The organism is Streptomyces sp. NPDC093071, assembly GCF_044754545.1.
GTDB lineage: Bacteria > Actinomycetota > Actinomycetes > Streptomycetales > Streptomycetaceae > Streptomyces.
On record NZ_JBIVPH010000002.1, the window covers coordinates 436,061 to 448,037 of the forward strand.

At 75.5% G+C, this 11,977-nt stretch carries 11 protein-coding genes; 2 read left to right on the forward strand and 9 right to left on the reverse strand.

Features of this window, described 5'->3' with window-relative positions; translation table 11 throughout:
- Positions 1–175 precede the first annotated feature (175 nt).
- Positions 176–1,372 carry a macrolide-inactivating glycosyltransferase gene (gene mgt / locus ACIQD7_RS07795; protein WP_402440476.1) on the forward strand — a complete coding sequence of 399 codons (1,197 nt, stop codon included), beginning with the start codon at positions 176–178 and terminating at the stop codon, positions 1,370–1,372.
- Positions 1,373–1,379: 7 nt separating this feature from the next.
- Here mgt and ACIQD7_RS07800 read toward each other — a convergent pair whose 3' ends face one another.
- From ACIQD7_RS07800 to ACIQD7_RS07810, 3 genes are all read right to left on the reverse strand, one after another.
- Complete coding sequence (locus ACIQD7_RS07800; RefSeq protein ID WP_402440478.1) at positions 1,380–1,778, reverse strand: DUF6193 family natural product biosynthesis protein; 399 nt, start codon at positions 1,776–1,778, stop codon at positions 1,380–1,382.
- A 55-nt stretch (positions 1,779–1,833) separates the two neighbouring features.
- A complete protein-coding gene (gene secD, locus ACIQD7_RS07805) occupies positions 1,834–4,122 on the reverse strand; it encodes a protein translocase subunit SecD (protein WP_402440480.1) in 2,289 nt (762 codons plus the stop codon).
- 149 nt (positions 4,123–4,271) lie between these two features.
- Positions 4,272–4,889 (reverse strand): hypothetical protein, encoded by a 618-nt coding sequence (locus ACIQD7_RS07810; protein ID WP_402440482.1) that lies wholly within the window; start codon positions 4,887–4,889, stop codon positions 4,272–4,274.
- A gap of 211 nt (positions 4,890–5,100) precedes the next feature.
- On the opposite strand from ACIQD7_RS07810, the gene ACIQD7_RS07815 reads away from it, so the two are divergent.
- The gene (locus tag ACIQD7_RS07815) at positions 5,101–5,808 is read left to right on the forward strand and encodes a lysophospholipid acyltransferase family protein (protein WP_402440484.1); all 708 of its coding nucleotides are present in this window, start codon (positions 5,101–5,103) and stop codon (positions 5,806–5,808) included.
- Positions 5,809–5,835: 27 nt separating this feature from the next.
- On the opposite strand, the gene ACIQD7_RS07820 is transcribed toward ACIQD7_RS07815, so the two are convergent.
- From ACIQD7_RS07820 to ACIQD7_RS07845, 6 genes are all read right to left on the reverse strand, one after another.
- On the reverse strand, positions 5,836–6,759 hold the full coding sequence (locus tag ACIQD7_RS07820; RefSeq protein WP_402440486.1) for a glutaminase: 924 nt from the start codon (positions 6,757–6,759) through the stop codon (positions 5,836–5,838).
- The gene (locus ACIQD7_RS07825; RefSeq protein WP_402440488.1) at positions 6,756–7,844 is read right to left on the reverse strand and encodes an enoyl-CoA hydratase/isomerase family protein; all 1,089 of its coding nucleotides are present in this window, start codon (positions 7,842–7,844) and stop codon (positions 6,756–6,758) included. The genes ACIQD7_RS07820 and ACIQD7_RS07825 overlap by 4 nt, the downstream gene beginning before the upstream one ends.
- A gap of 110 nt (positions 7,845–7,954) precedes the next feature.
- Positions 7,955–8,638 (reverse strand): GNAT family N-acetyltransferase, encoded by a 684-nt coding sequence (locus ACIQD7_RS07830; RefSeq protein WP_121833972.1) that lies wholly within the window; start codon positions 8,636–8,638, stop codon positions 7,955–7,957.
- A 287-nt stretch (positions 8,639–8,925) separates the two neighbouring features.
- The gene (locus tag ACIQD7_RS07835) at positions 8,926–9,630 is read right to left on the reverse strand and encodes an RNase H family protein (RefSeq protein WP_402440490.1); all 705 of its coding nucleotides are present in this window, start codon (positions 9,628–9,630) and stop codon (positions 8,926–8,928) included.
- 54 nt (positions 9,631–9,684) lie between these two features.
- Entirely contained in the window at positions 9,685–10,602 is a 918-nt protein-coding gene (locus ACIQD7_RS07840; RefSeq protein ID WP_402440492.1) for an AAA family ATPase, read from the reverse strand.
- A 2-nt stretch (positions 10,603–10,604) separates the two neighbouring features.
- Complete coding sequence (locus ACIQD7_RS07845) at positions 10,605–11,813, reverse strand: RNA ligase (protein WP_402440494.1); 1,209 nt, start codon at positions 11,811–11,813, stop codon at positions 10,605–10,607.
- Between the last annotated feature and the right edge of the window lie 164 nt (positions 11,814–11,977).

An 11,977-nucleotide genomic window follows, 5' to 3' on the forward strand; every position in this document is an offset into this window, starting at 1 on the left:
CGCGCCATCGTGGCATGACCTCGTCAATAAGGGGAGACGTCGACCGCTCGGGACGGTGAACGCCGGCCGTCCGACGGCACCTGCCGAAAGAAACCCGCCGGACGCCGGACCGGCAGACCCGGCCTTTCGAGAAAATGTCTAGACGATACGTATCGTCTCGTCTAAGGTGAGCGTCATGACCACCGCTTCCCCCGCCCACATCGCCATGTTCTCCATCGCCGCCCACGGCCACGTGAACCCCAGCCTGGAAGTCATCCGCGAGCTCGTCGCCCGGGGCCACCGCGTCAGCTACGCCGTCCCCGCCTCCTTCGCCGCGAAGGTCGCGGAGACCGGGGCCACCCCCGTCGTCTACACCTCGACGCTGCCCACCGACGCGGACCCGGAGGCCTGGGGCACCGAACTCATCGACAACATCGAGCCGTTCCTGGCCGACGCCGTGCAGGCGCTCCCCCAGCTCGCCGAGGCCTTCGACGGGGACCGGCCGGACCTGGTGCTCCACGACATCACCTCGTACCCGGCCCCCGTCCTCGCCCACGCGTGGGGCGTCCCCGCCGTCTCCCTCTGGCCGAACCTCGTGCCGTGGGAGGGGTACGAGGAGGAGGTCGCCGAGCCGATGTACGCCGAGCTCAAGGTCTCGCCGCGCGGCAAGGCGTACTACGCCCGCTTCGAGGAGTGGCTCGCCGGGCACGGCATCGACACCCACCCCGACCGGTTCGTCGCCCGGCCGCGCCGCGCGATCGTCCTCATCCCGCGCGCGCTCCAGCCGCAGGCCGACCGGGTCGACGAGTCCGTCTACACCTTCGTCGGCGCCTGCCAGGGCGAGCGCGCCGACCAGGGCGAGTGGCGGCGGCCGGCCGGCGCGGAGAAGGTGCTCCTGGTCTCCCTGGGCTCCGCCTTCACCAAGCAGCCCGGCTTCTACCGGGCCTGCGTCGAGGCCTTCGGCGACCTGCCGGGCTGGCACGTCGTCCTGCAGATCGGCAAGTTCGTCGACCCGTCCGAGCTGGGCGCCCTGCCCGACAACGTGGAAGTGCACTCCTGGGTGCCCCAGCTGTCGATCCTGCGGCAGGCCGACGCCTTCGTCACCCACGCGGGCGCGGGCGGCAGCCAGGAGGGCCTGGCGACCGCCACCCCCATGGTGGCCGTGCCGCTGGCCACCGACCAGTTCGGGAACGCCGACATGCTCCGGTCCCTGGGCGTGGCACGGCACCTGCCGCTGGAGGAGGTGACCCCCGAGCGGCTGCGGGAGTCCGTCCTCGCGCTCGCCGGCGACCCCGAGGTGGCCCGCCGGGCGCGCGAGATCCAGGAGTCGATGGCCCGCGAGGGCGGCGCCCGGCACGCCGCCGACCTGATCGAGACCGAACTGCCGAGGTGACGGGCGGTCAGGCCTCCTGCCCGCTCTCGTACGCGGCGAGTTCCCCGGGCGTGCCGACGAAGGCCGGGCCGCAGCCGGGCGGGAGGCGCTCGACGACCATGGCGACCGCCTCCCGCGCCGTGCCGACCTCGCCGACCCTCCGCGTCCGCGAGGGGCCCTCGACGTAGTACGGCCCGGTGTGATCCGGGCCGGCCGCCGTCGGGCCGATGTAGGGCACGTCCCACGTCCAGCGCTGCTCGGTGCAGCGGCTGAAGTGCAGTTCCCACATGCCGGTCCAGGGGAAGAGCTGCCGCAGCCGCGGCTCGGCGTACGCCGCCGCGACCAGGTCGGCGCTCACCCGGTCGGAGGCGAACAGTTCGCGCCACGCCGCCTCCACGACGGAGGCGCTCGGGGTGTTCGTCGTCATGGCCCGATTCTCCCCCGTCGCCCCGCCGTGGACGGCGGGGCGACGGGGACGGGGGTCAGACGACGGCGCCCGTACGGCGGTGCGGCGCGGGGGCCTTCGGGGCGGGGGCCGGACGGCGGGTCTCCAGGGTCACGGCCAGCGGGATCGCGGTGAAGACGGTGGACGCCATGCCCAGGACGACGCCGGCGAGCAGCGCGACCGAGAAGTCCGTCAGCGAGTCCCCGCCCAGGACGGCGAGCGCCACCAGGACGAAGAGCGCGCCCATGCCCGTGTTGACCGTGCGCGGAAGGGTCTGGGCGACCGCCCGGTCGGCCAGGTCGGTCAGCGGTGTGCCGCCGCCGCGCCGCCGCAGTTCCCGCAGCCGGTCGAGGACCACGACGGAGTCGTTCACCGAGTAGCCGACGACGGTCAGCAGCGCGGCCAGGAACACGCTGTCCGCGGGCTTGCCCAGCCAGGCGAACAGGCCGATCACCAGCAGCACGTCCTGGGTCATGGCGGCGACGGCGGCCGTCGCGTACGTCCAGCGGAACCGCACGGTCAGATAGAGGAGCTGGGCCGCGACCGCCAGGCCGAGCGCGAGCAGGGCGTGGGTGCGCAGCTCGCTGCCCAGGCTCGGGCCGATCAGGTCGTCGCGCTCGACCGTGACGGGTCCGGCGACCCCGGTGAGCGCCTCCCTGATCTCCCGCTGCTCGCCGTCGCCGGTCTCCTTCACCCGTACCGACACGTCCCCGTCGCCGGTGGTCTGCACGACGGCGTCGGGGAAGCCGGCGTCCGCGACCGCCGCGCGGGCCGCGTCGGCGTCCACCGGGCGGTCGGCCGCGTACTGGACGACCCGGCCGCCGGTGAACTCGACGCCGAACTCCATGCCCCGGACGCCGATTCCGGCCAGGGCCACCAGGAGGAGCGCGGCGCAGCCGGTCAGCCAGCGGCGGCGGTGGACCGTCAGGCGCGGGACGCGCCGGGTGAGCCGGGTCCGCAGCCGGCCGAGTCCGGCCATGCCGGTCACGGCCGGCCGCCTGCGCACGGCGGGCAGGCGGAGCGTCGCGTCGGCGAGCAGCCGGGTGATCACCATGGCGGTGAGGAGCGAGGTCACGACGCCGACGGCGAGCGTCACGCCGAAGCCCTTGACCGGCCCCGTGGCGAAGACGAACAGGAGTCCGGCGGCGAGCAGGGTGGTGACGTGGGAGTCCGCGACCGCGCTCCACACCTTGCCGAAGGCGGTCGTCACCGGCCGCCGCAGATCGCGCCCGGCGGTCCTGCCCAGGGCCGCGTACTCCTCCCTGGCCCGTTCGAAGACCAGGACGTTGGCGTCGACGGCGATGCCGATGGCCAGGACGAAGCCGGCGAGGCCGGGCAGGGTGAGGGTGGCGCCCAGGGCGACCACGGCGGCGTACGAGATCAGGCCGTACAGGAGCAGGGCGACGGTGGCGAGGAGGCCGAGGAGCCGGTAGACGGCGATGACGAAGAGGCCGGTGCAGGCGAGGCCGATCAGCGCCGCCAGGGCGCTGGCCCGGATCGCCTCGGCGCCGAGCGTCGGGCCCACGGTGCTCTGTTCGACCGTCGTCACGGGGACGGGCAGCGCGCCGCCCTGGACGAGTGCGGCGAGGTCGCGGGCCTCCTGGCCGGAGAAGCCGCCGGTGATCTGCGCGGAGCCGCCGCCGATGCCCGCCCCGCAGGGGACGCCCGTCTGCATCGCGGGCGCGGAGACGATCCGGTCGTCGAGGACGATGGCGACCCTGCGGGCCGGGTCGCCGGGGGACGCGCAGGCGGCGGCGCCGGTGATCCGCGCCCAGTCGCCCGCGGCCCGGTCGCGGAAGGAGAGGTCGACGGTCCAGCCCCGGCCGCTCGTGGTGTCGAGGACGGCCTCCGCGTTCTCGACGCCGTCGCCGGTGAGGGCGGGGGCGGCCAGGACGAGGAAGCGGCCGGGCGCGTCGGGGTCGGCGAGGACGCGGGTGCCGTCTGCGGCGGCCGGTCCGGCCGGTCCCTCCGTTCCGCCGGTGACGGCGTGGAAGGTGAGCTGGGCCGTGCGGCCGATGGTCTCGGCGGCCTTGCGCGGGTCGCGCAGGCCGGGGAGTTCGACGACGATGCGGCGCTCGCCGGAGCGGGCGAGGGAGGGCTCCGCGACGCCGAGGCCGTCGACGCGCTTGCGGAGCACCTCCAGGGCGCGGTCGGTGGCCGCGGCGTCGGCGCGGACGGTGGGTCCGTCCTCGGTCTGCAGGACGATGCGGGTGCCGCCGCGCAGGTCGAGTCCGAGGCGGGGCGGGGTGGTCAGGGCGATCCAGAGGGAGAGCGCGACGACGGCGAGCGCGAGGAGCGCGCGCCAGAGGGTGGCACGAGAGGACATGGGTGTCTCCACGGGCGGCGCACGGGTCGGCGGACGCGGTCCCTGAGGACGCGCGCGGGGGCCGTTCCCGTGGCGGGCGTACGGTCGGAAGCGCGTCGGCGACCGGTCCGTGGACATGCCGGGGTCCCGGACGGCGACGCGTGGGAACGTCAGCGGTGCCGGGTGGAGGGAGGGCCCCGGGGGTCCCTCGGGACGTGCGGCCCGCCGGGCGGCGCCCGCTCGCGGCGGGGATCGCCGGCGAGGAGGCCGCGCGGCGGGAGGGAGAGGTCGACGGGTACGGCCGCGGGGGCGGCGGGCGCCGCCGGGAACCGTACGGAGTGCTCGACGACGGCCGGAAGCCCCACGACGGCGGCGGGCGCGAGGTGCGGCTCCGGCGGGACGAACCGGTGGACGGGGACGGGGACGGGGGCCGGAACCGGGACCGGAAGGGCGGGAGCCGTACGGGCCGGGGCCGGGACGGGGGCCGGGCTCGGGGAGGCCGGAGCGGACGCCGGGGCCGTACGGACCGCCGGAGTCGGATCCGGGAGGAGGGGGATCGCGGCCGGGTCCGTACGGGTCGGGTCCGAGCGCGGGGAGACCGGGGCCGTACGGGCCCCGGGGGTCCGGTCCGGGGAGGCGGGGGTCGTGGCCCCGGCCCCGGGCGGAGAGGCCTGGGTCGTACGGGGCGTGGCCGGGCCGGCGGTCGCCGGAGGGGTCAGGAGGAGGGACCAGATCGCGCAGAGGAGCGCGGGGACGAGGGCCGCGAGGCGTCGCGCGGAGCGTTCCACCGTCCGGCACCTCCCCCTCGTCCGTGGCGGCCCGTCGCGCCGGGCCGTCCGCGGCTCAGCGTAGACCGGCGGGGAGCGCGCCCGGGCACCGGCTCCCGTCCTGAGTACGACGGGGCGCGACGGCTGAGTACGGCCGCCCATGCCGGGGCCGCCCCGGTCCCGCGACGATGACGGGGTCAACACATCGTCCTCGGCTCCAGGGGGCCCGTCCGTGCTCAGCCGCATCGCCGCCCGCGTCGTCCCGTTCTTCGGGCGACTGACCGTCACCGCCGACCCGGGGACGTCCCTCGCGCCCGGCAGCATCCTGGTCGTGAACCACACCTCGCTCGCGGACCCGGCGCTCGTCCTGGCCGCGCTCCGCCGGCGGCTCGCGGTCGAGCCCGTCCTGATGGCCACCTCGGGACTCTGGCGGATCCCGGTCCTCGGCCGGGCGCTGACCCGCGAGGGCCACGTGCCCGTGCACCGGGGCACGGCCCACGCGGCGGCCGCCCTCGACCGGGCGGCGGTCGCGCTCGCGTCGGGGCGGCACGTGATGCTGTACGCGGAGGGGCGCATCCCGCCGCGCCGGGACTCCGCCGAGAACCCGCCGGAGGCGTTCCGGACCGGGCTCGCCCGGCTCGCCCTGGCCACCGGGGCGCAGGTGGTGCCGATCGGTCAGGCGGGGGCCCGGCGGATCACCTCCGGCGGGCGGACGAAGCAGCTCGCCGGGGTGCTCACGGCGCCCGTCCGCAGGCCCGGCCTGCACGTCCACATCGGGGCGCCGCTGACGCTGCCCGCCGACGTCGCGGAGGCGACGGCGCTCGCGCACGGGGCCGTCACCGAGGCCTGGCGGACGGCGGCCGGGGCGCTGGGCGAGCCGGCCGCCCTGGGTGCCTGCGGGAGGCCCGTCGAGTCGCCGCGGGCGCGCCGCCGGGGCTGAGGCCCGTGCTCGCCGTCCGGCCCCGGGTCAGAAGACGGACAGGCCGGTGATGGTGGTGAACCGGTCGAGGGCGGCGACGCCCGCCACCGAGTTGCCCCGGCTGTCCAGGCCGGGGCTCCAGACGCACAGGGTGCAGCGGCCCGGGACGACGGCGACGACGGCTCCGCCGACGCCGCTCTTGCCCGGGAGCCCGACGCGGTAGGCGAACTCCCCGGCCGCGTCGTAGGTGCCGCAGGTGAGCATGACCGCGTTGACCTGCTTGGCCTGGCTGCGGGTGAGCAGGCGGGCGCCGTCGGCGCGCAGGCCGTGCCGGGCGAGGAAGCCGGTGGCGAGCGCCAGGTCGGCGCAGGAGGCCTCCAGGGAGCACTGGCGGAAGTACTCGCGCAGCAGGTCGGGGACGGGGCCGGTGATGTTGCCGTAGGAGGCCATGAAGTGGGCGAGGGCCGCGTTGCGGTCGCCGTGGGCGGCTTCGGAGGCGGCCACGCCGGCGTCGAAGGCGAGGTCCGGGTTGCCGCTCTCGGCGCGCAGGAAGGCGAGGAGGCTTCCGGAGGCGTCGCCGGTGAGGCGGTGCAGCCGGTCGGTGACGACGAGGGCGCCCGCGTTGATGAACGGGTTGCGCGGGATGCCGTTCTCGTACTCCAGCTGGACGAGGGAGTTGAACGGGTCGCCCGAGGGTTCCCGGCCGACGTGGGTCCAGAGGGTGTCGCCCTCTCCGGCGAGGGCGAGCGCGAGGGTGAAGACCTTGGTGACGGACTGGGTGGAGAAGGGGCGGCGCCAGTCCCCCACCCCGTAGACGGTGCCGTCGAGTTCGGCGACGGCCATGCCGAAGTCGGCCGGGTCGCCCGCGGCGAGGGCGGGGATGTAGTCGGCGGGGGTGCCCCGGTCGGCGAGTTCCGCGACCTCCTCGGCGATGCGGTCCAGTACGGGCTGGAAGGAGGTGGTCGTGGTCATGCGCGGGCCCCGGGGGCCCGGCCGGTCGCCCCCTCGGCGGCGAGGCCCAGGTCTCCGCCGGCCGGCCGGGCGAAGTAGCGGGCGACGTCCTCGTCCGTGACCTCTTCGAGGGTGGCGGGGGTCCAGTGCGGGTCGCGGTCCTTGTCGATCACCTGGGCGCGGATGCCCTCGACGAGGTCGGGGGTGGCGAGGGCGGCGCAGGAGACGCGGTACTCCAGGTCCAGGACCTCCTCCAGGGTGGCGAGGGCGCGGGAGCGGCGGAGGACGGCCAGGGTCGCCTTGAGGGCGGCGGGGGACCTGGTGAGGAGGGTGGCGGCGGTCTCCTTGGCGGCGGGCACGCCGGTGTCGAGGAGGCGCTCGACGATCTCTTCGGCGGTCGGGGCGGCGTAGCAGGCGTCGATCCACTCCCGCTGTCCGTCCAGGACGCCGGGCGGGGGCGTGGCGGCGTGGCGGGCGAGGGCCTCGTCGGCCGGGAGGCGGGTCAGGTCCCGGGCCAGGGCGGGGAGTTCGGCGGCGGGGACGTACCGGTCGGCGAGGCCGGTGAGGATCGCGTCGGCGGCGCCGACGGGGCCGCCGGTGAGGGCGAGGTGGGTGCCGAGTTCGCCGGGGGCGCGTCCGAGGAGGTGGGTGCCGCCGACGTCGGGGACGAAGCCGATGCCGGTCTCGGGCATGGCCACCCTGGAACGTTCAGTGACGACGCGGTGGGAGCCGTGGGCGGAGAGGCCGACGCCGCCGCCCATGACGATGCCGTCCATGAGCGCCACGTACGGCTTGGGGTAGCGGGCGATCCGGGCGTTGAGCCGGTACTCGTCGCGCCAGAAGTCCGCCGAGGCGGAGCCTCCGGCGCGGGCGTCGTCGTGGATGGCGCGGATGTCGCCGCCCGCGCACAGACCGCGCTCGCCCGCCCCCTCGATCACGACCGTCTCGACGGCCGGGTCGTGCTCCCAGGCGGTGAGGGCCGCGTCGACGGCGAGGACCATGGCGTGGGTGAGCGCGTTGATGGCGCGGGGCCGGTTCAGGGTGACGAACCCGGCGCGGCCCTCCGTCCGCAGGAGTACGTCGGTGGTTGCGGTCGGCACGGTCACTCGGTCCCTTCGGGCGGTACGGCTCGCTGTCCCGGCCACCGTACCGGGGCGCCCGCGACCGCCGCCCCGGAGAGCCGGGGCGGCGGTCGCGGGCGTCCGGCGTCACGGCCTCAGGCCGGGAGCAGGTCCTGGGGGACGCGGACCCGGCGCGGGGCGGACAGGCGGAGTTCGACGATGTCGCGGACGGCGGGCCACTCGTCGTCGAGGACCGAGTAGAAGGCCGTGTCGCGGACGGCGCCGTCGAGGCCGCGGGAGTGGGCGCGGCGGACGCCCTCGCAGGTCGCGCCGAGGCGTTCGATGGCGACCCTGGAGCGGGTGTTGCGGGCGTCGGCGCGCAGGGTGATGCGCCGGACCCCCCAGACCTCGAAGGCGTGCCGGAACATGAGGTACTTGGCCTCGGTGTTGATGCCGGTGCCCCGGGCCGCGCCCGCGATCCACGTGTTGCCGATCTCGGCGGCGTCCGGGACGGCGGTCAGCGGATCGCCGTGGGGCATCCCGGGGACGGGGGGCCAGACCAGCGGGCCCCGCCAGTAGTCGAGTTCGAGGAAGCGGGTCGATCCGACGACCCGTTCGTCGGCCGTACTGACCACGGCGAAGGGCAGGCACCGGCCCGCCGCCTGGTCCGCGAGGGCGCGGGCGATGTAGTCGAGGGCCGATTCGAGGCCGTCGGGCACGGGGGTGAAGGCGTAGGCCGATCGGTCCGCCCCGCCGGCCCGGGCGAGGGCTTCGGCGTGCCGCATCGCCAGCGGCTCCAGGCGCACGGAACGCCCGGTCAGGAGAACAGGTACTGGCACGGAACCTCGGGTCTTTCACGGGCAGGGAAGGCTCCCGTCGCGGAGGGTCCGCGGCGGTAGCTGGAGGGAGGTTCTCGCCGGTGCCGACCATGTCGTGAGAACGACGAATGAGCAGGTGGGAGCGGTTCGTCACCGGTGCGAGGAGGACAGTATGCAGCCCCGGCCGCTCGGAGAACAGAACCCCGGACGAACCCGCGTACACGGGTGGGTGAAGCCTCTCGCGCGCCCCGGACGCGCCGGTCTCACGCAACGGACGGGGCCGCCCGCCAGTCGGACGGCCCCGTCGTTCAGACGCAGGTGGGATGGCCCCAGCCGTCGGGGTTCTTACTGATGGTCTCGCCCTTGTCGTAGGCCTTGCCGCAGCGGCAGCGGCCCGCGAATCTCGCCTTGAGCGTGCCGCCGGACGGGCGTGTCCGGCGGGTGGCGGAGGCGCTCGCGGACCCGGTCCGGGAGCCGGACGGCGCGGAGGAGCGCGGGCGGGGCGCGGAGGCCCTGGCGGGCGCCTCCGGCGGGGGCAGCGAGGTGCCCGCGGCGGAGCTCGCGGCCTCCTGGGTGCGGGCGGTGTGGCTGGCCGCGCGGTCGGCGGCGTCGTTGAGGGGGTCGCCGTCCACCTGGTGGGCCGGGGTGTAGACGAAGTCGACGTCGCGGCCGGTGAGGAGCGCGTCGATGCGGACCACCAGCTCCTTGTTGGCGACGGGGCTGCCGGAGGCGGTCTTCCAGCCCTTGCGGCGCCAGCCGGGCAGCCAGGTCGTGACGGCCTTCATGGCGTACTGCGAGTCCATGCGGACCTCGACGGGCACGCCGGGGTCGAGGACCTCCAGGAGTCTTTCCAGGGCCGTGAGTTCGGCCACGTTGTTGGTCGCCCGGCCGAGCGGTCCGGCCTCCCAGCGGTCGACCGATCCGTCGGCCCGGCCGATGACCCATGCCCAGGCCGCGGGGCCGGGGTTTCCCTTCGACGCGCCGTCGCACGCCGCGATGATCTTTTCCACCATCCCACGATCCTGACACGGCGCCGGGGGCGGCCGGTGCCGCCCCCGGGCCGCCGGTCAGAAGGCGCCGTAGTTGACCTGCCAGGTGGGGAGGCCCATGCGGCGCCAGAGGGCCACGACGCGGTCGCGGTCGTCGAGGGAGACGCGGACGGCGTAGCGGTGGCGGACGTGGGCGTCGAAGAGCTCCGCCTTGACGAGGTCGTCGCCCCGGCCGTCGCCGGAGGCCCGCATCCACAGCTCGTCGTACGGCACCTCGTGGCGGGCGAGCCATTCCTCGGTGAGGGCGCGGTGGTCCTCGCTGCGTCCGGAGAGCAGGACGATCCGGTCGCGCTCGGCGCTTCGGAAGGCCCGCAGGGCGTCGCGCACGGAGACGTTGAGGACGTCGCGGTCGCAGCGGGTGAAGTCGTACGGGCCGCGGTCGACGCGCAGGGCGAGGGTGCCGTCGATGTCGCACATGACGGCGGTGGGGAGCGCCGGGTCGGCGACGTAGGGCTCGGTGGCGGGCCGGTCGTTCAGCCAGTCGGCGGTCAGGCGCCAGCCGCTCCGGGTGGCCTTGGCGTGCTTGTCGGCGAGGATCCGGATGATCTCCTCGCCGACGGGCCGCTCGCGGGCGGCGTCGCGGCGGACGCACTCCTCGACGGGCACGCCGGTGAAGTCGTGGACGGCGAAGGTGACGTCGAGGCCCGCGACGGCGGCCTTGAGCCGCTTGGGGATGTGCGGGGTCAGGTGGGTGTTGTCGACGACGACGTCGAAGCCGCCGTCGACGGCCGCGCGGACGGCGGCGTCCTGGACGGCGAGGACGGTCTGCTCCCGGGTGTGCGAGCGGCCGCGCTCGGGGTCGGGCAGGTCGAGCATGGTGCGCAGGTCGTCGAGGTTGACGCGGCGCACGCGTCCCTCGGCGTCGGCCTGCAGGGCGCGGGCGGCCGTCGTCTTCCCCGAGGCGGGAAGGCCGGTCATGACGTGGATGACGGGCACGGTCAGTTCTCCTGGTCGTGGGCGAAGGGGTCGGTGGCCTCGGGGCGGACCTGCCGCCAGAGGAGGAGGTCGGTGGGGCGCCCGTCGAGGCGCTGGAAGAGGGCGGCGCGCAGGCCCTTGTCGGGCAGCGCGGCGGCGGCGCGGGCGAAGGCGGCCCGGTCGCCGGTGAGGTGGGCCAGGCGGGCGTAGGCCTCGTCGACGGCCCGCTCGCGGTCGGCGGCGGCCGTCTCCAGGCCGGCGATCACCCCGCGCACCCACTGGTCGAACTCGTCGGGGACCTGTTCCAGGAGGGCGTCGAGGGGCTTGCCGCCGGAGGCCTCGACGTCGGCGACGGAGCAGCCGAGGCCCTTGGCGACCTGCGTGGCGGGCAGGCCGGCGAAGCGCTGGATGCCGTGGCCGCGCCAGATGTCCCGTTCGGTGACGCCGGTGAGCACCTTGTGGAGCCGGACGTACTCGCTGAGCTTGGCCTTGGCGCGCAGACCGGAGGCGAAGCGCAGCACGAAGCCCTCGGCGTCGGTGCCGGTGGCGGGGCGGCCGCCCGGCAGGGTGTTGGACTCGGTGAGGGCGACGAGCTCGTCGAGGGTGGCGACGGACCAGGTGCGGACGACGCTGCCGAGGGGTGCCCAGGAGGCGGCGGCCCCGGCGAGGGGCACCTCGGTGCCGTCCGGGCCGAAGGCGGCGAGCAGGACGAGGTCGCGGCGCTCGCCGTAGTTCACGACGATCCGGTTGCCCGGGTAGAGCATCTCGGCGAGGTACGTGGTGCCGGGCACCAGGCCCGTGGTGTCGGCGGCGTCGAGGCGGCGCTGCGCCCAGACGGCCTGGGAGCTGGTGAAGGAGCCCTTGGAGGCGGCGTGCCAGCGGCCCGCGTAGTGGAAGACCACGGCGAGGCTGCCGTCGACCTTGTCGTACACCTCGAAGGGCTCGTCGGGCAGCGGGGGCGCGTAGGGGCTGCCGGTGGCGTGCTCGGCGAGGTTGAAGAACTTGGGGAGGGGCAGTCCGACGATCCGCCCGGTGGTGTCGTCGGCGACGAGGCCGCGGCAGCGGAGGGTGGCCCGGTTCCAGTGCTGGGCGTACTGGCACGCGCGCGTGTACGTGTAGATCGACAGCGGCAGCTCGGGGTGCGGTTTCCGCGTCACGTGCCCGTCGGCGAGGGCGGCGGCGAGCTCGTCGGACGGCATCAGGTCGTGCAGAGTCAGGGTGTCCTGGCTCATGGGGGTCCCCTCCCGTGGTGTTCGATGATCCATTCTCGGACGGAAGGGACACGAAGAACAGTGATTATCGGACCGGGAGGCGTCCGTCGGGGTGACGAGCGGGCTCCCGGGCCCGGTCGTGTCGGTGGTGCCCCGTAGACTCGCCGTCGCCCTGTCGGTGACGG